Source organism: Pseudomonas sp. GW822-FHT02G04 (assembly GCF_058802085.1).
In genome coordinates, this window is record NZ_JBXANU010000006.1 from 109,622 (window position 1) to 133,251 (window position 23,630).

At 59.1% G+C, this 23,630-nt stretch carries 22 protein-coding genes; 10 read left to right on the plus strand and 12 right to left on the minus strand.

Annotated elements, in window-relative coordinates; all coding sequences use genetic code 11:
- Nucleotide 1 precedes the first annotated feature (1 nt).
- The gene (locus tag AC1RO5_RS10625) at nucleotides 2-2,068 is read right to left on the minus strand and encodes a carbon starvation CstA family protein (protein ID WP_493174841.1); all 2,067 of its coding nucleotides are present in this window, start codon (nucleotides 2,066-2,068) and stop codon (nucleotides 2-4) included.
- 159 nt (nucleotides 2,069-2,227) lie between these two features.
- On the opposite strand from AC1RO5_RS10625, the gene AC1RO5_RS10630 reads away from it, so the two are divergent.
- Nucleotides 2,228-2,596 (plus strand): PilZ domain-containing protein, encoded by a 369-nt coding sequence (locus tag AC1RO5_RS10630; RefSeq protein ID WP_493174842.1) that lies wholly within the window; start codon nucleotides 2,228-2,230, stop codon nucleotides 2,594-2,596.
- A gap of 129 nt (nucleotides 2,597-2,725) precedes the next feature.
- On the opposite strand, the gene radA is transcribed toward AC1RO5_RS10630, so the two are convergent.
- The 3 genes from radA to katB are packed head-to-tail and all read right to left on the minus strand — an operon-like array spanning nucleotide 2,726 to nucleotide 6,292.
- Nucleotides 2,726-4,093 (minus strand): DNA repair protein RadA, encoded by a 1,368-nt coding sequence (gene radA / locus AC1RO5_RS10635; protein WP_007937264.1) that lies wholly within the window; start codon nucleotides 4,091-4,093, stop codon nucleotides 2,726-2,728.
- Between the two features lie 45 nt (nucleotides 4,094-4,138).
- A complete protein-coding gene (locus AC1RO5_RS10640) occupies nucleotides 4,139-4,693 on the minus strand; it encodes an ankyrin repeat domain-containing protein (RefSeq protein ID WP_493174843.1) in 555 nt (184 codons plus the stop codon).
- Nucleotides 4,694-4,750: 57 nt separating this feature from the next.
- Entirely contained in the window at nucleotides 4,751-6,292 is a 1,542-nt protein-coding gene (gene katB / locus AC1RO5_RS10645) for a catalase KatB (protein ID WP_493174844.1), read from the minus strand.
- Between the two features lie 285 nt (nucleotides 6,293-6,577).
- Between katB and mscL the strand changes: the two genes are divergently transcribed.
- Nucleotides 6,578-6,991, plus strand: a complete 414-nt coding sequence (gene mscL / locus AC1RO5_RS10650) for a large-conductance mechanosensitive channel protein MscL (protein WP_019581290.1) — start codon at nucleotides 6,578-6,580, stop codon at nucleotides 6,989-6,991.
- Nucleotides 6,992-7,035: 44 nt separating this feature from the next.
- On the opposite strand, the gene AC1RO5_RS10655 is transcribed toward mscL, so the two are convergent.
- A complete protein-coding gene (locus AC1RO5_RS10655; protein ID WP_493174845.1) occupies nucleotides 7,036-7,812 on the minus strand; it encodes a ferredoxin--NADP reductase in 777 nt (258 codons plus the stop codon).
- A 292-nt stretch (nucleotides 7,813-8,104) separates the two neighbouring features.
- On the opposite strand from AC1RO5_RS10655, the gene AC1RO5_RS10660 reads away from it, so the two are divergent.
- Together AC1RO5_RS10660 and AC1RO5_RS10665 are read left to right on the plus strand one after the other, a co-directional pair.
- Nucleotides 8,105-8,815 (plus strand): autoinducer binding domain-containing protein, encoded by a 711-nt coding sequence (locus AC1RO5_RS10660; RefSeq protein ID WP_493174846.1) that lies wholly within the window; start codon nucleotides 8,105-8,107, stop codon nucleotides 8,813-8,815.
- A gap of 189 nt (nucleotides 8,816-9,004) precedes the next feature.
- The gene (locus AC1RO5_RS10665) at nucleotides 9,005-10,129 is read left to right on the plus strand and encodes a methyltransferase (RefSeq protein WP_493174847.1); all 1,125 of its coding nucleotides are present in this window, start codon (nucleotides 9,005-9,007) and stop codon (nucleotides 10,127-10,129) included.
- Nucleotides 10,130-10,200: 71 nt separating this feature from the next.
- On the opposite strand, the gene AC1RO5_RS10670 is transcribed toward AC1RO5_RS10665, so the two are convergent.
- The 3 genes from AC1RO5_RS10670 to AC1RO5_RS10680 are packed head-to-tail and all read right to left on the minus strand — an operon-like array spanning nucleotide 10,201 to nucleotide 12,875.
- Nucleotides 10,201-10,368, minus strand: coding sequence for a DUF2474 domain-containing protein (locus AC1RO5_RS10670; RefSeq protein WP_177318282.1), 168 nt, complete (start codon nucleotides 10,366-10,368; stop codon nucleotides 10,201-10,203).
- Between the two features lie 56 nt (nucleotides 10,369-10,424).
- Complete coding sequence (cydB, locus tag AC1RO5_RS10675; RefSeq protein ID WP_019650938.1) at nucleotides 10,425-11,432, minus strand: cytochrome d ubiquinol oxidase subunit II; 1,008 nt, start codon at nucleotides 11,430-11,432, stop codon at nucleotides 10,425-10,427.
- 3 nt (nucleotides 11,433-11,435) lie between these two features.
- Nucleotides 11,436-12,875 carry a cytochrome ubiquinol oxidase subunit I gene (locus tag AC1RO5_RS10680; RefSeq protein WP_493174848.1) on the minus strand — a complete coding sequence of 480 codons (1,440 nt, stop codon included), beginning with the start codon at nucleotides 12,873-12,875 and terminating at the stop codon, nucleotides 11,436-11,438.
- Nucleotides 12,876-13,403: 528 nt separating this feature from the next.
- Here AC1RO5_RS10680 and AC1RO5_RS10685 point away from each other — a divergent pair.
- Entirely contained in the window at nucleotides 13,404-14,642 is a 1,239-nt protein-coding gene (locus AC1RO5_RS10685; RefSeq protein WP_428635878.1) for an MFS transporter, read from the plus strand.
- Nucleotides 14,643-14,651: 9 nt separating this feature from the next.
- Here the strand turns inward: AC1RO5_RS10685 and AC1RO5_RS10690 are convergent, their stop codons facing one another.
- Both AC1RO5_RS10690 and AC1RO5_RS10695 read right to left on the minus strand, forming a co-directional pair.
- The gene (locus tag AC1RO5_RS10690; protein WP_493174849.1) at nucleotides 14,652-15,203 is read right to left on the minus strand and encodes a DJ-1 family glyoxalase III; all 552 of its coding nucleotides are present in this window, start codon (nucleotides 15,201-15,203) and stop codon (nucleotides 14,652-14,654) included.
- Between the two features lie 67 nt (nucleotides 15,204-15,270).
- On the minus strand, nucleotides 15,271-15,726 hold the full coding sequence (locus AC1RO5_RS10695) for a DUF4879 domain-containing protein (protein WP_493174850.1): 456 nt from the start codon (nucleotides 15,724-15,726) through the stop codon (nucleotides 15,271-15,273).
- A 225-nt stretch (nucleotides 15,727-15,951) separates the two neighbouring features.
- Here AC1RO5_RS10695 and AC1RO5_RS10700 point away from each other — a divergent pair, with 225 nt between their 5' ends.
- The 5 genes from AC1RO5_RS10700 to AC1RO5_RS10720 all read left to right on the plus strand — a co-directional run bounded on the left by AC1RO5_RS10700 (nucleotide 15,952) and on the right by AC1RO5_RS10720 (nucleotide 20,798).
- Nucleotides 15,952-17,247, plus strand: a complete 1,296-nt coding sequence (locus AC1RO5_RS10700; RefSeq protein ID WP_493174851.1) for an NCS2 family permease — start codon at nucleotides 15,952-15,954, stop codon at nucleotides 17,245-17,247.
- Nucleotides 17,244-18,323: a tRNA (uridine(54)-C5)-methyltransferase TrmA gene (gene trmA, locus AC1RO5_RS10705; RefSeq protein ID WP_493174852.1), complete on the plus strand. Its 1,080-nt coding sequence runs from the start codon at nucleotides 17,244-17,246 to the stop codon at nucleotides 18,321-18,323. The genes AC1RO5_RS10700 and trmA overlap by 4 nt, the downstream gene beginning before the upstream one ends.
- A gap of 132 nt (nucleotides 18,324-18,455) precedes the next feature.
- On the plus strand, nucleotides 18,456-19,367 hold the full coding sequence (locus tag AC1RO5_RS10710) for a LysR family transcriptional regulator (RefSeq protein ID WP_493174853.1): 912 nt from the start codon (nucleotides 18,456-18,458) through the stop codon (nucleotides 19,365-19,367).
- A gap of 130 nt (nucleotides 19,368-19,497) precedes the next feature.
- Complete coding sequence (gene aroQ / locus AC1RO5_RS10715) at nucleotides 19,498-19,938, plus strand: type II 3-dehydroquinate dehydratase (protein WP_493174854.1); 441 nt, start codon at nucleotides 19,498-19,500, stop codon at nucleotides 19,936-19,938.
- Nucleotides 19,939-19,943: 5 nt separating this feature from the next.
- Nucleotides 19,944-20,798: a shikimate dehydrogenase gene (locus tag AC1RO5_RS10720; RefSeq protein ID WP_493174855.1), complete on the plus strand. Its 855-nt coding sequence runs from the start codon at nucleotides 19,944-19,946 to the stop codon at nucleotides 20,796-20,798.
- Nucleotides 20,799-20,906: 108 nt separating this feature from the next.
- On the opposite strand, the gene AC1RO5_RS10725 is transcribed toward AC1RO5_RS10720, so the two are convergent.
- Nucleotides 20,907-21,584: a TetR/AcrR family transcriptional regulator gene (locus tag AC1RO5_RS10725; protein ID WP_258671217.1), complete on the minus strand. Its 678-nt coding sequence runs from the start codon at nucleotides 21,582-21,584 to the stop codon at nucleotides 20,907-20,909.
- A gap of 103 nt (nucleotides 21,585-21,687) precedes the next feature.
- Nucleotides 21,688-23,589 (minus strand): 3-dehydroshikimate dehydratase QuiC, encoded by a 1,902-nt coding sequence (gene quiC, locus AC1RO5_RS10730; protein ID WP_493174856.1) that lies wholly within the window; start codon nucleotides 23,587-23,589, stop codon nucleotides 21,688-21,690.
- Nucleotides 23,590-23,630: the final 41 nt, after the last annotated feature.

The window sequence follows — 23,630 nt, forward strand, 5'->3', positions numbered from 1 at the left end:
GTTACGCATCCGGCTGAGCCTGGAATGGCGATTCTTTATCCGTACGTTCTTTGGTACCCCAGGCGGCAATGCCGACCTTGAGCGCATAGAACAGGATGCTGAACACCACGAACAGGAACAGCGCGGTCAGCGTTGCATTGGTATAGGCGTTGTAGATCACGTGCTGCATCTGCTCGATGCTCTTGGCCGGAGCGAGGATCTGACCGTTGGCCAGGGCATCGCTGTACTTCTTGGCCAGCGACAGGAAGCCGATCGCCGGGTTGGCGTCGAACAGCTTGATGAAGCCTGCGGTGGTGGTGCAGATCAGCAACCAAACGGCTGGCAGCATGGTGACCCAGATGTAACGTTGACGTTTCATTTTGATCAAGACGACAGTCGCCAGCATCAGCGCGATACCGGCCAGCATCTGGTTGGAGATACCGAACAATGGCCACAAGGTGTTGATGCCGCCCAATGGGTCGATCACGCCTTGGTACAGCAAGTAGCCCCACATCGCCACGCAACCGGCGGTGGCGATCAGGTTGGCGGTCCAGGACTCGGTGCGTCTCAGCGCCGGTACGAAAGAGCCGAGCAAGTCCTGCAGCATGAAGCGTCCGGCACGGGTGCCGGCGTCGACCGCGGTGAGGATGAACAGCGCCTCAAACAGGATCGCGAAGTGGTACCAGAACGCCATGGTGTTTTCACCCGGCAGCACGCTGTGCAGGATCTGCGCGATACCGACCGCCAGGGTCGGTGCGCCGCCGGCACGGGCCAGGATGGTGGTTTCACCGATGTCCTTGGCCACCGCTTGCAACGCTTCCGGCGTGATGGCAAAGCCCCAGTTGCTGACCGCTGTCGCTACCGCCACCACATCACCGCCGACGACCGCGGCCGGGCTGTTCATGGCGAAGTACACGCCCGGTTCGATCACCGAGGCAGCGACCATTGCCATAATCGCCACGAACGATTCCATCAGCATGCCGCCGTAACCGATGTAACGGGCATGGCCTTCACTGGCAAGCAGCTTCGGCGTGGTGCCGGAAGCGATCAGTGCGTGGAAACCGGACACCGCGCCACAGGCGATGGTGATGAACAGGAACGGGAACAACCCACCCTTCCACACCGGCCCGGTGCCGTCGATGAACTGGGTCAGGGCCGGCATTTTCAGCTCGGGCATGGTGATCAGGATACCGATCGCCAGCGCAACGATGGTGCCGATCTTCAGGAAGGTCGACAGGTAGTCACGCGGCGCAAGGATCAGCCACACTGGCAACACGGCTGCCACGAAACCGTAGCCGATCAACATCCAGGTAATCTGCAGTCCGGTGAAGGTAAAGGCTTTGGCCCAGACCGGATCCGCGGCGATCTGCCCGCCCAGCCAGATCGAACCCAGCAGCAACAGCACGCCGATCACCGAGATTTCACCGATGCGACCCGGGCGGATGTAGCGCATGTAGACGCCCATGAACATCGCGATCGGAATGGTCGCCATCACGGTAAAGATGCCCCACGGGCTTTCGGCCAGCGCCTTGACCACGATCAGCGCCAGCACCGCGAGGATGATGATCATGATCAGGAAGCAGCCAAACAGCGCGATGGTCCCGGGGATGCGGCCCATTTCTTCACGGACCATGTCGCCCAGGGAACGGCCGTTGCGGCGGGTGGACATGAACAGGACCATGAAGTCCTGAACCGCACCGGCCAGCACCACGCCGGCAATCAGCCACAGCGTACCGGGCAGGTACCCCATCTGCGCCGCCAACACCGGACCGACCAGCGGCCCCGCACCGGCGATGGCTGCGAAGTGGTGGCCGAAAAGAATGTGTTTGTTGGTCGGCACATAGTCCAGACCGTCATTGTTGAGTACGGCAGGTGTAGCCCGACGCGAATCGAGTTGCATCACATTGTTGGCGATGAACAGGCTGTAGTAGCGATACGCGACCAGATAAATGGCCACGGCGGCAACCACGATCCACAAGGCGTTGATCGCCTCGCCTCGGCGCAATGCCACTACGCCCAGGGCGCACGCTCCTACGACTGCCAGCAGCAGCCAGGGTAAATGGCGTAGCGGGCTATTATTATTTTTCATTTTATGATTCCAGCCAGAGTGGACAAGAAAGACAGCCATCTCGAGTTTAGCGCTACTGGCCTCAAAGGCCACCCCCAACGTTGGTCTAGATAAGGGATTGCGTGGCGGCTGACGCAAAGCCCGGTCTATAGTCATTGCACCAAGCAGAGAGGTCAGGCCATGAGCGAACAGCATTCCGATCGCCGCCGTTTCAAGCGCATCGCCTTCAGCGCGCAGACCGAACTGAGCCAGGACGGGCAGCGTTGGCCGGTGCAATTGCTCGACCTGTCGCTCAAGGGCATGCTGATCCAGCGTCCCGAGCCCTGGTCAGGCGACGCCAGCCAGCCCTTCGCAGCCGATATCCATTTGAACAACGAGGCCGAGATCCGAATGGACGTGCAGCTGACCCACGATGGCAAGGGCCAGTTGGGTTTTGTCTGCCTGCATATCGGGCTGGACTCGATCGAACACCTGAGACGGCTGGTCGAGCTGAACCTGGGAGATCCCGAGGAACTGGAGCGGGAATTGGGGGCGCTGATCGAAATCTGATTGGCTTGTGTAGGCGCTGCCGCAGGCTGCGATCTTTTGATCGGGGCGCTTTCACAGACCGCTGAAGATCAAGATCAAAAGATCGCAGCCTTCGGCAGCTCCTACTGGTGTTCAGGCGTAAATGAGTGTTTATTCGAACAGTGCGTCGAGGGCCTGTTCCAGGCGTGTCACGGCAATAATCTGCAACCCCGGCGGTGCTTCTTTCGGCGCGTTGCCCTTGGGCACGATGGCGCGTTTGAAGCCGTGCTTGGCAGCTTCTTTCAAGCGCTCCTGGCCACTCGGTACCGGGCGTACTTCACCCGACAACCCGACTTCGCCAAACACCAGCAGATCATGCGGCAGCGGCCGGTTGCGCAAACTGGACATGACCGCCGCCATCAAGGCCAGGTCGGAAGCGGTTTCCAGGACCTTCACACCGCCGACCACATTGAGGAACACGTCCTGATCGTGGGTCGGGATGCCGCCGTGGCGGTGCAAAACCGCCAACAACATGGCCAGGCGATTCTGATCCAGACCGAGCGTCACCCGGCGCGGGTTGGCCAGATGACTGTCGTCCACCAGCGCCTGAACTTCCACCAGCATCGGCCGAGTGCCTTCCCACGTGGCCATGACCACACTGCCCGGGACTTCTTCCTGGGCGCGTGTCAGGAAAATCGCCGAAGGGTTGGAGACTTCTTTCAGGCCTTTGTCGGTCATGCCGAACACGCCCAATTCATTCACCGCGCCAAACCGGTTTTTCACCGCCCGCAGCAAACGCAGGCGCCCATCGGATTCGCCTTCGAAATACAGAACGGTGTCGACCATGTGTTCCAGCACCCGGGGGCCGGCCAGCGCGCCTTCCTTGGTGACATGGCCCACGAGGAAAATCGCCGTGCCGCTTTGCTTGGCGTAACGCACCAACAATGCGGCACTCTCACGCACCTGGGAGACACCGCCCGGTGCCGACTGCAGTTGCTCGGTGAAGATCGTCTGGATCGAGTCGATCACCATCACCTTGGGCTTTTCCTGCCGGGCGGTGGCGATGATGGTTTCGATGCAGGTTTCGGTCATCACCCGCAGTTGATCCTGCGGCAAGCCCAGCCGCCGGGCACGCATGGCCACTTGTTGCTGGGACTCTTCGCCGGTGACATACAGCGCCGGCATGCTCTTGGCGAGGTTGCACAAGGTTTGCAACAGAATGGTCGACTTGCCGATGCCGGGGTCACCACCGATCAACACCACCGAGCCATCCACCAGACCGCCGCCCAGTACGCGATCGAGCTCACTGGACGCCGTGGAGAAACGCGGAATTTCTTCGACGCTGACTTCGGCCAGAGTCTTGATCTGCGCCTGCTGGCCAGTCCAACCGGTGCGACCGCTGGGGGCCGCGGCGCCGCCACTCTCCACCATGGTTTCGGTCAGCGTGTTCCAGGCCCCGCATTCGCCGCACTGGCCGGCCCACTTGGGGAAGGTTGAACCACACTCGGTGCAGCCGTACATGCGCTTGGCCTTGGCCATCTGAACTCCCGGCAAAAACCGCGATGATAGCTCAGCTGACGCGGATCAGCGCGGCGCCGCCGTGCGGATTTCACCGCTGGCCAGACGCGCGGCACTGTTGCCCAACGGATCTTCGGCGTTCATGTCCGCTCCTTTGGCCTTGAGTGCCTCGAGCAACTCGACGCGCTTGAACAACCCGGCATACATCGCCGCAGTCTGCCCCGCGCCGTTGCGTTGGTCGGGGCTGCAATTGGCGGCCAGCAGGGTTCGAGCGATCTGCACTTCGCCTTTGAAAATCGCGCCCATCAGCGCGGTATTGCCGCGTTGATCCTGAGCGCAGGCGTCCGCCCCGGCCGCGAGCAAACGCTCCACGGCGGCACTCTGACCATGATAAGCGGCCAGAATCAGTGCGGTGTAACTCTTGCTGTCGCGGGTGTCGAGGGAATAGCCGGCCTCGATGAAGGTCTCGAGCATCGGCACATCACCCCGTCGAGCGGCATCGAAATAGTAATCCTGTAATTGCGCTTTCAGCGCCTCGGGGTCCTTCGAGATTTGCGGCTCAGCCCCGGCGAGCACACTGAGTGACCAGCACGCCAGAAACACAGACAAATAAAGACGCATGGCAGCGCTCCTTGATCAGACGGGACCTCGCGTGAGGCCCCGCTTCAGACAGATAGATCAATCGACCAGTTTGGCCGCCAGCGTCTTGACCCGGGCCAGATCACCCTTGGCCACTTTGGTTACTCCCGTCCCGTATTCCGGGTCGGCCTTATAGAGGAAGGACAAGATGATGTGCTTGCTCTCGTCATCGGTGGTGGCCAGGGAGCCGCCGAAGCTGTCGATCAGGTCCTGGCGTTCCTTCTGGTTGAACGAGCGATACAGATCGCCGGCCTGCTTGAAGTTCTGCTCACGCTGAATCTTCGCCTGCTGCGTGCTGCCCGACAGGGTCGACTGGCTGTAACGCGCAGTTTGCGGCTCCTCACGAGGCAGCAGACGGCTTGGCTGGTAATTCACCCCCGTGCTGCTGGCGCCGATGTTCATCGCACCATCCTGATTACCGTTGTTCACGGCGTTTTTTGGTGCGTTGATCGGCAACTGCAGAGCATTGGCCCCCAGGCGATACAGTTGGGTATCGGCATACGAGAACACTCGCCCTTGCAACAAGCGATCTTCCGAAGGTTCGATACCCGGCACCAGGTTGGCCGGTGCCATCGCCACTTGTTCGGTTTCCTGGAATACATTCGCCGGATTACGGTTCAACACCATTTGTCCAACTTTTCGCTCAGGAACACCGGGCCAGATCTTGGTCGCGTCCAATGGATCGAAATCAAACTTGGACAAGTCTTGAGGATTCAGAACCTGGACGTACAAGTCCCACTTCGGAAAATCACCCTTGTCAATATGAGCGACCAAGTCGTTAGTCATATGACTGTAGTCTTGACCTTGAACATTGGTAACTTCTTTGGGGTCGAGATTTTTTATCCCCTGCAAACTTTTCCAGTGAAATTTTACATAGTGAACATCGCCTTTGGCGTTAACCAACTTGTAGGCATGTACACCGTTGCCGTCCATCTCCCGATAACTGGCCGGGGTACCGGAGTTGGAATACAACTCGGTCAAAGTGCGAGTGGCTTCCGGAACATGGGAGAAGAAATCGAAACGACGGGAGTCGTCGTCAAGGTTGGTGCGTGGGTCCGGCTTGAAGGCATGGACCATGTCCGGAAACTTGATGGCGTCCCTGATGAAGAAGGTCGGGAAATTGTTGCCGACCAGGTCCCAGTTTCCGTCTGCGGTGTAGAACTTGGTGGCGAACCCCCGTGGGTCACGCAGGGTTTCCGGTGAGTGGTTGCCATGGACCACTGCGGAGAAACGCACAAATACCGGCGTGCTCTGCCCGCCGGCGAATACCTTGGCCTTGGTCAAGTCACTGAGGTCGTCAGTCACGGTGAACGTGCCATGGGCGCCGGTGCCACGGGCATGCACCACGCGCTCAGGAATGCGTTCACGGTCGAAACGCTGGAGCTTCTGAATCAACTGTACGTCTTGCAACAGCACCGGCCCGGTCGCGCCGGCGGTTTGCGAGTTCTGGTTGTCGCCGACAGCGGCACCGTTATCACGGGTCAACGTTGCAGCGTTGATGGAGAAGGACAGCAGGCTGACGGTCAGAACGCCGAAGGTACGACGGAGGGGAAAAGCCCCGAGGCCAAGGGGAGTTGTCATGGAAGTTTCCTCTGGTTTTATTGAGCGCATCCTGGTGCGCACCACAGAGGCTAGTGACCCAAGGGCCAAAACATAAATAGAAATCCCGTACCGGGCCGATAGCGAAAAGGTTCTGGAAAGCCCGGTCTAGAGCGGATAGACGCGCGCGAATAGTGGCATCTTGTAAACTAATTGCCAGAAGATATGTCGATAGACACGGGCATTGTAAGAAGGCGTTTCAAGCAAGGGACGCTTTGCTGAATTACACTGCGTTCACCAACCTCATCTGTAACAAGGAAATAACCTATGGGCGTGATAAGTGAGTTCAAGGCCTTCGCGGTCAAAGGTAATGTGGTCGACATGGCCGTCGGTATCATCATCGGCGCTGCCTTCGGCAAAATCGTTTCTTCGTTTGTCGGCGATGTGGTGATGCCGCCAATTGGCTTGCTGATCGGTGGGGTGGACTTCAGTGATCTGGCCATTACGCTCAAGGCCGCTAACGGTAATGTCCCGGCAGTGGTGCTGGCGTACGGCAAGTTCATCCAGAGCATGATCGACTTCATCATCGTTGCCTTCGCGATCTTCATGGGCGTCAAGGCCATCAACCGTCTGAAACGCGAAGAGGCCGTTGCGCCAACCCTGCCGCCGGTTCCGACCAAAGAGGAAGAACTGCTGAGCGAGATCCGCGATCTGCTCAAGGCTCAGAACAATCGGCCCTGATAGCTGGTTGCCCAGAGAAACGGCGCCTTCGGGGCGCCGTATGTTTACCAGTAGGTTTCCACCGCCACTTGGCCAGGTCGGCGACTGAGGCTCAAGTGCATATTCCGTTGTTTGAGTAGCTTGCGCGTGTCATCGATCATCTGTGGGTTACCGCAGAGCATCACCCGTGAATGCTCCGCGGTCAGTGCTACACCAGCCGTCTGTTCCAGTTCGCCATTTTCCAGGAGTCTGGTGATCCGCCCATTCAAGGCACCCGGATGCTGTTCGCGGGTGACGGTGGCGATGAATTGCAGTTTGTGCGCGTACTCGGCCAGGTAGTCACGCTGCGCCAGCTCCGCAATCAATGCCTGGTACGCCAGCTCCCGCGCTTCGCGCACGCTGTAGACCAGGATGATTCGTTCAAATTTCTCCCAAACTTCGAAGTCCTGAAGGATCGACAGAAACGGCGCTACGCCCGTGCCTGTGGATAACAACCAGAGGTCACGGCCATCGACGAAGCGATCCAGCGTCAGATAACCAAAAGCCTGACGGTCGACCAGCAGCGTATCGCCGACTTCCAGCCGACTCAGCTCACTGGTGAACTCCCCTCCCGGCACAACAATGGAGAAAAACTCAAGGAACTCGTCATAGGGTGACGAAACCATGGAATAGGCCCGCCATACCGTGTTGCCGTCCGCCTTGGTCACGCCAAGCCGGGCGAATTGTCCTGCGCGAAAACGAAAGCCCGGATCCCTGGTGGTCCGCAGGGCAAACAGATTGGGAGTCAATGGCTGGACGTTAAACAGCGTCTGGCGAGTGAATTTTTCTGCACTGGCAGTCATGGGTCGCTCCATTCAACAGATGCCCCCAGTGTCCCGCAAAGCGTGCTGTGTAAACACCGATGATTTGTAATGTCTTTCATCCGGGTAACAAAACAGTACAACAATAAAAACAAATATATGAACGTTGGATTTTGTCTTTCCATAAAAAGAGCTAAGAACCAGTTATGCCGCTCCACGCTTTTTTAAAGAGCAAAATAGTTCAGCATGTTTGTAAGAATTCTCCTACACTCTGGGACGTGCCGGATCTTGGATCCAATCGGCGCCCCCAAGAAAGTCCGCATGGAGTTACCAAATGAAAGTCTGGAAGGAGTCACAGTTAACACAGCTTTCTTACGCTCAAGAAATAAAGACTGCATATGAGATATCGCTTAATTTCGTCAAAAACATGGGCTTTAATTTCTGTGCATTTTCAATAACATCCCCAACAACAAGGGCACACCCCCATAAGATAAATCTGAATAATTACCCTAGCGGGTTGAACACGAAATATGAAAGCGAGCATTACGGTGCGGTTGATCCAATACTAGCCCACTGCCATGATTCCGAAGTGCCGATTCTCTGGCAAGAAGAGTGCTATTCAAAAACACCAAGTCTGTGGCAAGCGCAAATAGACCAGGGGGTGCGCTACGGTTGGTCCCTATCCGTTCATGATAAAAACGGGCTTCGCAGCATGCTGAGCGTAGCCAGAACCCATTGCCCGATTACCGCATATGAACTGTACAAAAATCTGGGCTACGCGATGTTCATTGGCCGTCACCTGCACGGGCTTGTCGCGAAAGACCTGCATGTATCCTCGCTGAAGCCGGCCACGGTGCATTTATCATGCAGAGAAATCGAAGTGCTGAAATATTCAGCCGACGGCAAGACGGCATGCGAGATCGCAATCATCCTCAGACTGAGTGAAAGCACAGTAAATTTCCATATAAAGGGTGCTATCCGCAAATTTGGCGTCAACAACAAGATTGCAGCGGTGATCAGCGCAGCAAGATCGGGGGTTATCTGAAACTGTTCGAATCAGGTAATCCGTGCGAGTAATCCGGACGAAAAAAACGTACCATTTGCGATCCGTTCTGAGTGATGCCGTGGGAAGTTCCACGACGCTGTCCGCTCGAATGGTGCCGTCCGCTACAACGCTCGTGAGCGGCGGACCACTCGTTGATTCCTCCGTTGACTACCCAGAGCCCCCCGCCTCATGCCCCTGCTCGAAACCCCCTTCGCTCAACTCGATCTGATCCGCCAGCCAGAACAGCAGAACGAACCGCTGCAAGCGTTTGATGCCGCAGACGAATACCTGCTCGATCATCTGGCCGGGCAAAAACCGGCTGCAGATACCCGAGTGCTGGTGCTCAACGACAGCTTCGGCGCATTGGCCGTTAGCCTCGCGGGCAAGGTCCGGGTGACCAGCAGCGGCGATTCGTTCCTGGCTTTTCAGGGGCTGGAAAAAAACCTGATTCGCAATGGCCAGGCGTTTGATGCGGTGCCAAGGGTGCCTGCCAGCGAAGCGTTCGTCGGTCCGTTTGACCGGGTATTGATCCGGGTACCGAAAACCCTGGCCTTGCTGGAAGAACAACTGATCCGGCTACAGGGTCAATTGGCTCCCGGTGCTCAGGTGATTGCTGGCGCGATGGTGAAGCATCTGCCACGTGCCGCGGGCGATCTGCTGGAACGCTACATTGGCCCGGTGCAAGCCTCGCTGGCCGTGAAGAAGGCTCGGCTGCTGATCGCCACGCCCGAAGCCAAAGCCCCCGCTGTCTCTCCATACCCGACTCGCTATCGACTCGATACGCCAGCAATCGAACTGCTCAATCACGCCAATGTGTTCTGTCGCGAAGGGCTGGATATCGGCACGCGGGCCTTTCTGCCGCACTTGCCGAAGAACCTCGGCACAGCGCGGGTCGCCGATCTGGGGTGTGGCAACGGCGTGCTGGCAATCGCCAGCGCCCTGCAAAACCCTGAGGCCCATTACACGTTGGTGGACGAGTCGTTCATGGCCGTGCAATCGGCCGCTGAAAACTGGCGCGCGGCGCTGGGTGATCGTGATGTGATCGTACGGGCCGGCGATGGGTTGGCGGGGCAGGAACCCCAATCCCTCGACGTCGTGCTGTGCAATCCGCCATTTCACCAACAGCAAGTGGTCGGCGACTTCCTGGCCTGGCGGATGTTCCAGCAGGCGCGCGAAGCGCTGGTGGTGGGCGGCGCGCTGTACATCGTCGGCAACCGTCATCTGGGCTATCACAGCAAGCTTGCGCGGTTGTTCCGTGGTGTCGAGCAAGTAGCGGCCACCCCCAAGTTCGTGATCCTCAAAGCCCGCAAATAATCGCGCACAAAAAAAACCCTCCATCGAGGGAGGGTTATAAATCCGTGCCGCAAGGCAACGGGATGGGAATTTCAGTGGGTACTCAGGCCCGCGGCATTCATGAACATGCGCATCAGCGTGGCCACGATGAACAGTGCCATAACGCTACCGGCCCAGATCAACGCCAGCCAGCCGAGCCGTTGCCAGAGTGGCTTTTTCTCTGCGGCTTCGATTTCCTGCAAATCAGGTTTGCCAGCCATCATCGCTTTCTCCTTTGCAACGGCGCAGGATCAACCTTGCGCCGTAGTGGTATGGGCTAGTGGTAACCATCTTCGTGGGTGACCTTGCCGCGGAACACGTAGTAGCTCCAGAAGGTGTAACCCAGGATGAACGGGATGATGAACAGCGTGCCCACCAGCATGAAGCCCTGGCTCTGCGGCGGTGCGGCAGCGTCCCAGATCGAAATCGACGGCGGCACGATGTTCGGCCACAGGCTGATACCCAGACCGCTGTAGCCGAGGAAGATCAGCACCAGGGTCAGCAGGAATGGCGTGTAGTGCGCATTGCGGGCCACCGCGCGAATCAAACCGTACAGGGTCACCAGCACCAGAATCGGCACTGGCAGGAACCAGAACAGATTCGGCAGGGTGAACCAGCGTGCGGCGATCTCGGCGTGGGCCAACGGCGTCCAGACGCTGACGATGCCAATCACCGCCAGCAACACGAAGGCCAATGGTCGCGCCAGGTCATGCATCTGTTCCTGCAGCTTGCCTTCGGTCTTCATGATCAGCCAGGTGCAACCGAGCAGCGCATAAGCCACTACCAGCGCCGCGCCACAGAACATCGTGAACGGTGTCAGCCAGTCGAGTGAACCACCGGCAAACTGACGATTGACCACCGGCAGCCCATCGATGAACGCACCCAATGCCACGCCCTGGAAGAAGGTTGCGGCGATCGAGCCACCGATGAATGCCTTGTCCCACAAGTGGCGCTTGGCGTCCTTGGCCTTGAAGCGAAACTCAAAGGCCACGCCACGGAAAATCAGCCCGATCAGCATGAAAATCAGCGGCAGGTACAACGCCGAGAGCACCACCGAATAGGCCAGCGGGAAGGCGCCGAACAAGGCCGCACCGCCCAATACCAGCCAGGTTTCGTTACCGTCCCAGACCGGGGCGACGGTGTTCATCATCACGTCACGGTCGGTCTTGCCCTTGACGAACGGGAAGAGAATCCCGATCCCCAGGTCGAAGCCGTCCATGACCACGTACATCATGATGCCGAAGATGATAATCACGGCCCAGATCAGCGGAAGATCAATACCCATGATTCAAATCTCCTTGGTCAGGCTGTGGTTGTGATCGCCGTCACCGTTGTCGTCGGCGGCGGACAGCGGACGGGCCGGCGTGCGTTTCTGGCCAGGACCGCCTTCGTTGGTTTCCTTGCCTTCGTCGATCTTCGGCCCTTTGCGCACCAGGCGCATCATGTAGCCAAGACCGGCACCGAACAGCGCGAAATACACCACAACGAACATGATCAAGGTGATGCTCATCTGCATGAAGCTGTGCCCGGAGGACGCGTCCGCCGTGCGCATCAAGCCGTAGACCACCCACGGCTGACGGCCGATCTCAGTGGTGAACCAGCCAGCGAGAATCGCGATCAGGCCGGACGGCCCCATCCACAGCGCCAGGTACAGGAACGGACGCGAGGTATACAGCGTGTCGCGCTTGCGCAGCCACAGGCTCCACAAACCGGTGAAGATCATCAGGAACCCCAGGCCGACCATGATCCGGAACGACCAGAACACGATGGTCGAATTCGGCCGGTCTTCAGGCGGGAACTCCTTGAGCGCCGGTACCTGTTTGTCCAGGGTGTGGGTCAGGATCAGGCTGCCCAGGTACGGAATCTCGACCGCGAATTTGGTCTTTTCGGCTTTCATGTCCGGCCAGCCGAACAGGATCAACGGGGTCGGTTCATCACCGACATTTTCCCAGTGACCTTCAATCGCAGCGATTTTCGCCGGCTGGTGCTTGAGGGTGTTGAGACCGTGGAAGTCACCGATGACCGCCTGAATCGGCGCCACGATCAACGCCATCCACATGGCCATCGAGAGCATGGTGCGGATGGCCGGGTTGTCCTTGCCGCGTAGCAAGTGCCAGGCCGCCGACGAACCGACGAAGAAAGCGGTAGCGACGAATGCCGCCGTGGCCATGTGCATCAGGCGGTAGGGGAACGAAGGGTTGAAAATCACCGCCAGCCAGTCCACCGGGATGACTTGCCCGTTGACGATCTCGTAGCCCTGCGGGGTCTGCATCCAGCTGTTGGAGGCGAGAATCCAGAAGGTCGAAATCAAGGTACCGATGGCGACCATGACCGTGGCGAAGAAGTGCAGCTTGCGCCCGACCCTGTTCCAGCCGAACAGCATGACGCCAAGGAAACCGGCTTCCAGGAAGAACGCGGTGAGTACTTCATACGTCAGCAACGGCCCGGTCACGGAGCCGGCGAAATCCGAGAAGCGGCTCCAGTTGGTGCCGAACTGATAGGCCATGACCAAGCCGGACACCACACCCATGCCGAAGTTGACGGCAAAGATCTTCGACCAGAAATGGTACAGATCGCGGTAAGTGTCGTTGTGCGTCTTCAGCCACAGGCCTTCGAGTACCGCCAGGTAACTCGCCAGGCCAATGGTGATGGCCGGGAACAGGATGTGGAACGAAATGGTGAACGCGAACTGAATCCGGGCGAGATCAAGTGCCTCCAAACCGAACATAAGTCTTCCTCTGTCAGGTAAAACCGGCTGAAGGCTTGTGGCCTACACCCACTGCCCCCACGAAAATGGAGTGTGGCGAATTTGAACTCGTTCTTTTTCTACCATCATCACAACGTAGGGAATCTGGCCATCTGGCCGCCGGATCATTTCCACGAAGGGTCTTGATCTGGATCAAGCAACGTTGAAAGAGTAGTCGCATTTTTGCCGATGGACGGTGTGGTCTATTGCCGCGTGACAGGTTGCCTCACGGGTTTGGTCATGCGTTGCAATACATTCCCTGTGGCGAGGGAGCTTGCTCCCGCTCGGCTGCGCAGCAGTCGTAAAACCGGGTAACGCGATGTGCCTGTGGTATGGGGTAGCAGGTTCGGGGCTGCTTCGCAGCCCAGCGGGAGCAAGCTCCCTCGCCACAGGGGGATTTGTATGTTTTGTGGAATCGGTGTCTAGCTAACTAAATTTTCCGCGCTCGCAACCTCTGGTTACAGGTTGGTGATAATCTCGCCCTTCCCCTCGCCCAGACTTGCCTTTCAGATGCCCAGCCAAGCGCCCCTGCTGTTACGTCATCACCGCCCTTTTATCGCGTTCTGGCTGGCTCGGGTATTTACCGCCAGCGGTTTTCAGATGTTGACCGTGGCCATCGGCTGGAATCTGTATCAACTGACCGGCAATGTGCTCGATCTGGGTCTGGTGGGTCTGGTGGAATTTGCCCCGCGGGTGTTGTTCATGCTGCACACCGGGCATGTCGCGGATCGCTATGACCGGCGCAAGGTCGCGGCTATCTGTCAGTCCGTGCAAGCGCTGATCGCCCTGTCGCTGGCCATCGGCAGCGCGACTGACCATGTCACCCGGGAGATGATCTTCATCCTCGCATTCCTGCTCGGCGCCGCCCGCTCCTTCGAGATGCCGACCACCCAGGCCTTGCTGCCGAGCATCGTGCCCAGTGCTCTATTCCCGCGCGCGGTTGCTGCCGCGCAATCTGCACAGCAATCGGCCACCATCGTTGCCCCGGCGCTGGGCGGTTTGCTTTACGCCTTCGGCAGCGTCTGGGTGTATGGCCCGACGGTGATCCTCTACCTCATCGCCTGTGCGCTGATGCTTAACCTCCCGGCCCGGCAGACACCGTTGAACAAGGGCAAGGCGACCCTGGATTCGCTGCTGGCAGGCATCCGCTTCATTCGCAGCCGCCCGGACATTCTCGGGGCGATTTCCCTGGATCTGTTTGCCGTCTTGCTGGGTGGCGCGACTGCGCTGCTGCCGGTGTTCGCCAAAGATATTCTGCTGACCGGCCCTTGGGGTCTGGGCCTGCTGCGTTCGGCCCCGGCGGTGGGCGCACTGCTGATGTCGCTGTTTCTGGCGCGATTTGCCGTGGAACGCAACGTCGGACGGGTGATGTTTACCGCCGTGGGTGTATTCGGCGTGGCAACCATCGCTTTCGGCCTGTCGACTTCGTTCTGGTTCTCTCTCGCCGTGTTGGTGGTTTTAGGTGCGGCAGACATGATCAGCATGGTGATCCGCGCCTCGTTCGTGCAGCTGGAAACCCCGGACGAGATGCGCGGTCGGGTCAGCGCCGTGAATGGCTTGTTCATCGGCGCTTCGAATCAGCTCGGCGAATTCGAGTCCGGTTTGACGGCCCACTGGTTCGGCACCGTGCCGGCCGTGGTGATGGGCGGCATCGGCACGCTGATGGTGACCGGGGCCTGGGTCAAACTGTTCCCGACCCTGGCCAACCGCGACCGCATGCATGTGCCGGTGGAAGAGGTCAGGGCCTGAAGCAGTCTTCTACACCAGCAACTCCCCCGCCACCGCCAACCGCGTGGCTTTACCGCAGAGTTGCTCCACCAGCGTCAGCGCAAACTCCAGAGCGGCGCCCGCCCCCTGGGCGGTAATGCAGTTGCCATCGACCACCACCGGTTGATCGACGAAGTTGCAGCCCGACAATTGATGGCTGACGGAAGGCAGGCACGTCATGCGCCGCTGACGCAGTACACCAAAAGTCTGCAGCGCCAGCGCCGGCGCTTCGGCAATGCCGGCGAACAAGCGTCCGGCGGCGACCTGCTCCTTGATCAATTGTTGCAGGGGTTGATGGGCCGCCAAATGCTGCGCCCCCACGGCGCCGCCGGGCAAAACGATCAAGTCGAAGGGTTGGGCCAGCAAATCGACCAGCATCGCATCGGCGGTCAGGCGGGTGCCGCGAGCGCAGGTAAGCATGCGGCGCGACTCGATACTGGCCACCACCACTTCAACCTTGGCGCGGCGCAGTACATCGATCAGGGTCACGGTTTGCAGATCGTCGATGCCCTCGGCGAGGGTAATCAGGGCTCTAAAGGTCATGGGCGCGGTCCACAGGATGATCTTTAAAGCGTAGTCAGCTTTCCTGACCCTTGTTCGAGCCTGGCCGTTACTTGATGTAAAGCTGCGTCGACATCGTGTTGCCCGGCGCGTTGATCGAGGTGTTGCTGAACGTGAAGATGCCGTCCTGCTTGCCTGCCAGGTTGAAGATGTACAGATAACCGACAGTTTTTTTCCCGACTGAGCACTCGGTCAGGTTGCCGGTATCAAAAGCACAGACTGGGGTCCGGGTGCCATCCACTTCGAAACCGTCCAGCGCGACATGGGCCTCACGACCATAACCGACTTCCAGCACGTAAACCTTGATGTTCGGCCCCTGGTGATCGCAACGGGTCTGCTCCTGCTTGTCCGCAATATCTTCAAAGCCACAGCTGGGTGACTCGACCTTGAGCACCTTGACCTGGCTCAACGGTGGCGCTGTCGCTGCCGAGGCGGTTTGTGCGCTCAGGAACAACGCGCTCACTATTGCGAATGCGGCAACCACACGCCTGTTCATGTACTTCATATTCACCCCAGCCGCCCCCAAAAAAACAGCGCGCAGTATGGCTCAGTTCCCTTTCTGGCAAAACATCGACGACGATCGCAGCCATAAGCAGCCATAGCCCCACGCTGCTGGTATGATGCGCGGCTTTTTCCGACCCACAGAAAATTCCCAGGCGCCTACGGCGGTCTGTGCTTTGCTGTTGAGGTCGATACATTCACGGCGCCGGGCGCGCCACGGGGAGCAGACATGCTGGAAAGGCTGTTTCAACTCAAGGCACACAACACCAACGTGCGGACCGAGATTCTGGCGGGCGTCACGACCTTTTTGGCCATGGCCTACATTCTGTTCGTCAACCCGAGCATCCTCGGCGAGACCGGCATGGACAAAGGCGCGGTGTTTGTCGCCACCTGTCTGGCAGCTGCCATCGGCTCGACGACCATGGGCCTGATCGCCAACTACCCGATCGCCCTGGCACCGGGCATGGGCCTGAACGCCTTCTTCACTTACACCGTGGTCCTGCACATGGGCCACACCTGGCAAGTGGCGCTGGGTGCGGTGTTCCTCTCGGCGGTGATGTTTTTCCTGCTGTCGATCTTCCGCATCCGCGAATGGATCATCAACAGCATCCCGCTGGCGCTGCGCTCGGCGATTGCCGCCGGCATCGGCCTGTTCCTGGCGCTGATCGCCCTGCACAATGCCGGCATCGTCGTCAGCAATCCGGCGACCATGGTCGGCCTCGGCGACCTGAAGCAACCGGCGCCGATCCTCGCGACCCTGGGCTTTGCCCTGATCGTCGCCCTGGAGGCCCTGAAAGTCCGTGGAGCAGTGCTGATCGGCATTCTGTCGGTAACCATCGTCTCCATCCTGCTGGGCTTCACCCCGTTCGGCGGCGTGATGTCGATGCCACCGTCGCTGGCACCGACTTTCCTGCAACTGGACATCAAAGGCGCACTGGACATCGGTCTGGTCAGCGTGATCTTCGCGTTCCTGTTCGTCGACCTGTTCGACAACTCCGGCACCCTGATCGGCGTCGCCAAGCGCGCCGGCCTGATGGGCAAGGACGGCCACATGCCGAAAATGGGCCGCGCCCTGATCGCCGACAGCACCGCGGCCATGGCCGGTTCGTTGCTGGGCACCTCGACCACCACCAGCTATATCGAGTCCGCAGCCGGCGTGAGTGCCGGTGGCCGCACCGGCCTGACCGCCGTCGTGGTGGCGATTCTGTTCCTGCTGGCGCTGTTCTTCTCGCCATTGGCGGCCAGCGTTCCAGCCTTCGCCACGGCGCCTGCGTTACTGTTCGTCGCCGTATTGATGACATCCGGCCTGGCGGAAATAGACTGGGACGACATCACCGTCGCCGCACCGGTCGTGGTCACCGCCCTGGCCATGCCATTCACGTACTCCATCGCCAACGGCATCGCCTTCGGTTTCATCTCCTGGACCGCCACCAAGTTGTTGTCCGGTCGCGGCCGTGAACTGAATTCGGCGCTGGTGATTCTGTCGATTCTGTTCGTGATCAAGTTGGGTTGGTTCAACGCATGACTTTTGATTCCCAGGCTTATGCCATTCAGCTCGAAGAAAAGGTCACGCGCCTGCGCGACCTGCTGGCCCCGTTCGATGCGCCCGAACCAGTGGTGTTTGATTCGCCGCTGAAAAACTTCCGCCTGCGTGCCGAATTCCGCCTGTGGCGTGAAGCCGGCGAGCGCCATTACGCAATGTTTTCCCAGGAAGACAAACGCACGCCGATCCTGATCGAAGAATTCCCGATCGCCAGCCTGCGCATCAACCAGTTGATGCCGCAGCTCAAGACGGCGTGGCAAGCGAGTGCAGCCCTGAGCCACAAACTGTTTCAGGTGGAGTTTCTGACTACGCTGGCCGGCGATGCGATGATCACCCTGTGCTACCACCGCCCGCTGGACGAGCACTGGCACACGGCGGCGTCGAAGCTGGCAGCCGACCTGAACGTCAGCATCATCGGTCGCTCGAAGGGCAAGCGCGAAGTGATCGGTCACGATTACGTGGTCGAGAAACTTGAAGTCGGCGGCCGCACCTTCAGCTATCGCCAGCCGGAAGGTGCGTTCACCCAGCCCAACGGCACGGTGAACCAGAAGATGCTCAACTGGGCGTATGACGCCCTTGGCGATCGTTCCGACGATTTGCTGGAGCTGTATTGCGGCAACGGCAACTTCACTTTGCCGCTCGCTACCCGCGTGCGCAAAGTGCTGGCCACTGAAATCAGCAAGACCTCGGTCAACGCAGCGCTCAGCAACCTGAGCGAAAACGCGGTGGATAACGTCACGTTGGTGCGTTTGTCTGCTGAAGAGCTGACCGAAGCCCTGAACGAAGTGCGCCCGTTCCGGCGCCTGCACGGCATCGACCTCAAGAGCTACGAGTTCGGTAGCGTGTTCGTCGATCCGCCCCGCGCCGGCATGGACCCGGACACTTGCGAACTGACCCGGCGCTTCGACAACATCCTCTACATTTCCTGCAACCCGGAAACCCTCGCGGCCAACATCGCCCAACTGAACGACACCCACCGCATTACCCAATGCGCGATGTTCGACCAGTTCCCATGGACCCATCACATGGAGTCCGGAGTGTTGTTGACCCGTCGTTGATTGCAGTCGTTATACAAATCAGCCGTCCTTGGGACGGCTTTTTTGTGGGCGATTGAAACGCCCTGTATTTGTGCGCCCATCTTTGATAAATACCACCTCAGACCTTTCATTTGATTCCCGGTGTAATCAATCATGCAGCGACATTTCGACGATCTTCAGCTCGGCAGCATCGAACTGTTTTGCCTGGCCGCCGAAGCCGGCAGCTTTACCGCCGCAGCCCTGGTGGCGGGCGTTACCCCGGCTGCGGTCAGCCGCTCGGTGTCGCGAATGGAAGAACGTCTGGGTGTGCGGCTGTTCGCGCGTACCACCCGCAGCGTCAAGCTGACCGACAGTGGCCGACGTTATTTCGAGGAATGTCGCCTGGCTCTTGCGCAACTGGTCGAGGCTCAGCGCGAAGTGATGGGCCAACAGCAGGAACCCTCCGGCACCTTGCGCATCAGCATTCCCACCACTTATGCCCACCACCGCATCCTGCCGCTGCTGCCGGCGTTCCGGGCGCGTTTTCCCGCCGTGAAAGTCGAGGCGCACATCAGCAATCGCAACATCGATTTCGTCGGCGAAGGCTATGACATGGCAATCCGTGTGCGCGCCATTCCCGACTCCGGGCTGATTGCCCGGCCGCTGGAGGACGCCGCGCTGGTGATGATTGCCAGCCCTGACTATTTGAAGCGTGCCGGCACTCCACAGACCCTCGACGACCTGGCGCACCACGAATGTATCCAGTTCGAACTGCCCAGCAGCGGGCGGCGGATTGCCTGGCTGTTCAACGATAACGGCGTGCCGCTGGAGATTTTGGCTGAGGGTAATTACTGCTGTTCCGATGATGTATTGGGCGGCGTGACGCTGGCGAAACACGGTGCCGGGTTGTTTCAAACCTATCGTTTCATCGTCGAAAATGAACTGGCGGATGGCTCGCTGGTGGAAGTGCTCGAGCCCTATGGCGGGCGCTCCCGCCCCTTCACGTTGCTGTATCCGCAAAGCCGCCATGTGCCGTTGCGGCTCAGGGCGTTTATCGATTTTCTGGTTGAGCATCTTCCGCGCTGAATGTTCGATCACCGCACAGATAATCCAGGGCCGACGCCTCTTCAATTGACCTTATTAACCAGTTAGTACAATTTATCTCCACAGGCTGAAACCCTCGGCCAATTCCAAAAATAATAAGTGGAGAAACCCGATGTCCTCTATCGTTCTGGTGCTCAACGGCCCGAACCTGAACCTGCTTGGTACCCGTGAACCGGCAACTTATGGCCACGAAACCCTGGCGGATATTTCAGCGCTGTGCGGTCGCGCCGCCGAAGAGTTCGGCCTGAAGGTGGAGTTTCGCCAGACCAACCATGAAGGCGAACTGCTCGACTGGATTCATGCCGCCCGTGGCCGCTGCGCCGGGATCGTCATCAACCCGGCCGCCTGGACTCACACCTCGGTCGCCATTCGCGATGCCCTGGTCGCCAGCGAACTGCCGGTGATCGAAGTGCACCTGTCCAACGTCCATGCCCGCGAACCCTTCCGGCATCACTCCTTTGTCTCGTCCATCGCCACGGCGGTCATGTGCGGTTTCGGCAGCCACGGCTATCGTTTGGCGCTGGAGCATTTCAGCCAACGTTTGAAAGGTTAAGCGCCATGACACAGAACACCGTGGTATTGGCCGGGCTGATCGGCGCCGGCATTCAGGCTTCCCGCACTCCGGCGCTGCACGAGCATGAAGGCGATGCGCAGGGTTTGCGCTACCTGTATCGACTGATCGATCTGGATCAGCTGAAACTCGACAGCGGCGCCCTGCCCGATCTGCTGATGGCCGCCGAACGGATGAATTTCACCGGGCTGAACATCACCTTCCCGTGCAAGCAGACAATCATCCCGTTACTCGACGAATTGTCGCCGGAAGCCCGTGGCATTGGCGCGGTAAACACGGTGGTGCTGAAGGACGGCAAACGCATCGGCCACAACACCGATTGCCTGGGTTTTGCCGAAGGGTTTCGTCGCGGCCTGCAGGACGTTGCCCGTGAGCGTGTGGTGCAAATGGGCGCCGGTGGCGCAGGCGCGGCGGTGGCCCACGCGTTATTGAGCGAAGGCGTACAACTGCTGAGCATTTTCGATGTGGATCAGAGCCGGGCTCAGTCTTTGGCGGACAACCTCAATCAGCATTTCGGTTTTGGCCGCGCCGTGGCCGGTCATGACTTGCCGGGCACGCTGGGTCAGGCTGACGGTCTGGTGAATACCACGCCCATGGGTATGAAAAAGCTGCCAGGCATGCCGGTGCCAGTAGAGCTGCTTCGGGCGCAGTTGTGGGTAGCGGAGATCGTTTACTTCCCGCTGGAAACCGAACTGCTGCGCAACGCTCGTGCGTTGGGTTGCCGAACCCTGGACGGCGGCAACATGGCGGTGTTTCAGGCGGTGAAGGCGTTTGAATTATTCAGCGGCGTGGTGCCGGATGCCCAGCGGATGCTGGCGCATTTTCAAAGCATGAATGGTTGAAATGCAAAAGATCGCAGCCTCGTTTCACTCGACAGCTCCTACAAGTACCCATACCCCTGTAGGAGCTGTCGAGTGAAACGAGGCTGCGATCTTTTAAGGTCCTGAAAATCAGGCCTGCAGATATCGCAACACCGACTCGCAAATCATCTCTCGATGACGCTGCTTGATGCTTTCGTCCGGCAAGTCGATCTGAAAGATCTCACCGAAGGTATGACGGTTCGACACGCGATAGAAGCAAAACGAACTGATCAGCAGGTGCACATCCAGCGGATCGAGACCGGCGCGGAATACACCCTCTGCGGCCCCACGACGCAAAATCTCGCCCAGTGAATCGAGGATGGTGTTGTTCATCGCCTTGATCGCATCGGAGCGCTTCACATACTCGGCGTTGTGAATGTTCTCGATGCAGACGATGCGCACGAAATCAACGTTGCGATCATGGTGATCGAAGGTGAATTCCACCAACCGCCGAATCGCCTCCACCGGCGCCAGCTCGGCCAGGTGCAAGCGACTTTCGGTGCTGCGGATATCTCCGTAGAGTTTTTCCAATACCTCGACGTAGAGCTGTTCCTTACTGCCGAAGTAGTAATAGATCATGCGTTTGGAGGTGTGGATGCGCTCGGCGATCGCATCGACGCGCGCACCGGAAAGCCCCTGCTGGACGAACTCGACAATAGCCTCTTGAAGGATGTTCTCGCGGGTTTTTTCCGGGTTGTTCTTGCGACTCTTGCGAGGCTCGGCAATTGGCTTTTCGGGCGCTACGGAGAGTTCTGAAATTATTGTCATTGCGGGCTCACGGCCATCACTGCACAAGTAGGCGATTATGGGCCGCTGCGCACAGTGAAGGAAGCCACGCGGCAGCGGTTTTGTACCCGTGTTTACGATTTTCCTACAACTTTGTCTGACGTACGCCACCACTTCGAGATTTGGCCATGGCCGCCAGTCGCACGGCCACGTTGGCCGCGCCGTAACCCGCATAGCCGTTTTTACGCTGGATGATTTCAAAGAAAAACCGCCCTTCGAACGGCTCGGTGTACACGTGAAACAGCTCGCCGCCCTGAGCATCGCGGTCGTAGAGCACGTTGAAATACGCCAGCTCGCTGAGGAACTCATCGTCGAAATCGAAGCGCGCGGCGAGGTCATCGTAGTAGTTGAGCGGGATATCCAGCAACGGCACGCCCGCCTCCTTGGCGCGGCTGACTTCGGCAAAGATGTCGTCACAATCGAAAGCGATGTGATGCACGCCGGAACCGCGATAACTCGACAGCGCGTGTGAGATCGCGGTATTGCGATTCTCGGAAATGTTCAGCGGCAGGCGGATCGAACTGCAACGGCTGCGCAAGGCACGGCTCTTCACCAGACCATACGGGTCGGGCAGCACCACTTCATCGTCGGCTTCGAAATCCAGCAGGCTCTTATAGAACAGCACCCAACTGTCGAGGCTGTCGGCTGGCAGTGCCATGGCCATGTGGTCGATACGCTTGAGGCCGCCGCTGGCCACGGCTGTGGGTTGCAGATTGAAGTCAGTGCCATAGACGTCGGCGTCCTGGTCCACCAGGTAAATCAGACTGCCGTCCGGCGCACGCACCGCTGCCAGTTCAAGTTCATTAGGGCCTACCAGCCCGCGATACGGCTGGCCTTTATAAGCCACGGCACGCGCCAGTGCACTGCTGCTGTCCTTGACCCGCACGGCAGTGGCGCACAGCGATGGCCCATGGGCCTCGAAAAAACTGTGGGCGAAGGAATAAGGTTCGGAGTTGAGGATCAGGTTGATATCGCCCTGACGCAACAGGCTGACACTCTTGGAACGGTGTTGCCCGGCCTTGACGAAACCCAGCCGCTCCAGCCAGTGGGACAGCTTGGCGCCGAGGCTCTCGTCCACGGCGAATTCAAGAAACTCGATGCCGTTGTATTCGCTGGCGCCTGGGGTATCGAACAGAATGTCGCGATTGGCCACAGGCGCGGCTTCCTGTTCCAGACGCTGGCGGGTTTTCTCTTCCAGGTACAGCAACGAACGCAAACCATCGGCAGCGTTGGCCCGGGGTGGTGCGGCGCGGAAGCCGTCGTTGAAGATCTCCAGCGACAGCGGGCCGGTGTAGCCGCTCTTGATGATCGGCGCGAGGAACCCCGGCAGATCGAATTCGCCCTGCCCCGGAAAACAACGGAAATGCCGGCTCCACTCCAGCACGTCCATGGCCAGGATCGGCGCGTCGGCCATTTGCACGAAGAAGATCTTGTCACCGGGAATCTCGGCGATCGCCTTCGGATCGCCCTTGAGCGACAACGTATGGAAACTGTCCAGCAACACGCCGAGGTTCGGATGGTCGGCCTGGCGAACGATGTTCCACACCTGTTGATACGTGTTCACGTGTCGGCCCCAGGCCAGCGCTTCGTAACCGATCCGCAAACCACGAGCACCGGCCCGTTCGGCGAGCAGGCGCAAATCGTCGACCAGGATCTGCTCATCGCCGATGGAGTCGGCCGAGACGTTGCTGCACACCAGCACCAGGTCGGTGCCCAGCTCCTGCATCAAATCAAACTTGCGCTCGGCCCGCTCCAGATTGCGCGGCAGGCGATCGCGGCGGCAACCTTCGAAATCCCGAAAGGGTTGAAACAGTGTGATCGCGATCCCGAGATCAGCGCACATCTGCCTGATTTCCCGTGGGCTGCCGTCGTAGTAGAGAAGGTCGTTCTCGAAAATTTCCACCCCGTCAAAACCGGCAGCGGCGATGGCTTCTAGTTTTTCCGGCAGGGTACCGCTCAAGGAAACGGTGGCAATGGAACGCTGCATGTGTCGACTCCCGGTGGTGGGGACATTCTTGTTGGGTAAAT

Bases quoted from the DNA above. Each gene is read 5' to 3' on its own strand.
- AC1RO5_RS10625 (WP_493174841.1), bottom strand. From the start codon at position 2,068: ATGAAAAATAATAATAGCCCGCTACGCCATTTACCCTGGCTGCTGCTG.
- AC1RO5_RS10630 (WP_493174842.1), top strand. From the start codon at position 2,228: ATGAGCGAACAGCATTCCGATCGCCGCCGTTTCAAGCGCATCGCCTTC.
- radA (WP_007937264.1), bottom strand. From the start codon at position 4,093: ATGGCCAAGGCCAAGCGCATGTACGGCTGCACCGAGTGTGGTTCAACC.
- AC1RO5_RS10640 (WP_493174843.1), bottom strand. From the start codon at position 4,693: ATGCGTCTTTATTTGTCTGTGTTTCTGGCGTGCTGGTCACTCAGTGTG.
- katB (WP_493174844.1), bottom strand. From the start codon at position 6,292: ATGACAACTCCCCTTGGCCTCGGGGCTTTTCCCCTCCGTCGTACCTTC.
- mscL (WP_019581290.1), top strand. From the start codon at position 6,578: ATGGGCGTGATAAGTGAGTTCAAGGCCTTCGCGGTCAAAGGTAATGTG.
- AC1RO5_RS10655 (WP_493174845.1), bottom strand. From the start codon at position 7,812: ATGACTGCCAGTGCAGAAAAATTCACTCGCCAGACGCTGTTTAACGTC.
- AC1RO5_RS10660 (WP_493174846.1), top strand. From the start codon at position 8,105: ATGAAAGTCTGGAAGGAGTCACAGTTAACACAGCTTTCTTACGCTCAA.
- AC1RO5_RS10665 (WP_493174847.1), top strand. From the start codon at position 9,005: ATGCCCCTGCTCGAAACCCCCTTCGCTCAACTCGATCTGATCCGCCAG.
- AC1RO5_RS10670 (WP_177318282.1), bottom strand. From the start codon at position 10,368: ATGGCTGGCAAACCTGATTTGCAGGAAATCGAAGCCGCAGAGAAAAAG.
- cydB (WP_019650938.1), bottom strand. From the start codon at position 11,432: ATGGGTATTGATCTTCCGCTGATCTGGGCCGTGATTATCATCTTCGGC.
- AC1RO5_RS10680 (WP_493174848.1), bottom strand. From the start codon at position 12,875: ATGTTCGGTTTGGAGGCACTTGATCTCGCCCGGATTCAGTTCGCGTTC.
- AC1RO5_RS10685 (WP_428635878.1), top strand. From the start codon at position 13,404: ATGCCCAGCCAAGCGCCCCTGCTGTTACGTCATCACCGCCCTTTTATC.
- AC1RO5_RS10690 (WP_493174849.1), bottom strand. From the start codon at position 15,203: ATGACCTTTAGAGCCCTGATTACCCTCGCCGAGGGCATCGACGATCTG.
- AC1RO5_RS10695 (WP_493174850.1), bottom strand. From the start codon at position 15,726: ATGAAGTACATGAACAGGCGTGTGGTTGCCGCATTCGCAATAGTGAGC.
- AC1RO5_RS10700 (WP_493174851.1), top strand. From the start codon at position 15,952: ATGCTGGAAAGGCTGTTTCAACTCAAGGCACACAACACCAACGTGCGG.
- trmA (WP_493174852.1), top strand. From the start codon at position 17,244: ATGACTTTTGATTCCCAGGCTTATGCCATTCAGCTCGAAGAAAAGGTC.
- AC1RO5_RS10710 (WP_493174853.1), top strand. From the start codon at position 18,456: ATGCAGCGACATTTCGACGATCTTCAGCTCGGCAGCATCGAACTGTTT.
- aroQ (WP_493174854.1), top strand. From the start codon at position 19,498: ATGTCCTCTATCGTTCTGGTGCTCAACGGCCCGAACCTGAACCTGCTT.
- AC1RO5_RS10720 (WP_493174855.1), top strand. From the start codon at position 19,944: ATGACACAGAACACCGTGGTATTGGCCGGGCTGATCGGCGCCGGCATT.
- AC1RO5_RS10725 (WP_258671217.1), bottom strand. From the start codon at position 21,584: ATGACAATAATTTCAGAACTCTCCGTAGCGCCCGAAAAGCCAATTGCC.
- quiC (WP_493174856.1), bottom strand. From the start codon at position 23,589: ATGCAGCGTTCCATTGCCACCGTTTCCTTGAGCGGTACCCTGCCGGAA.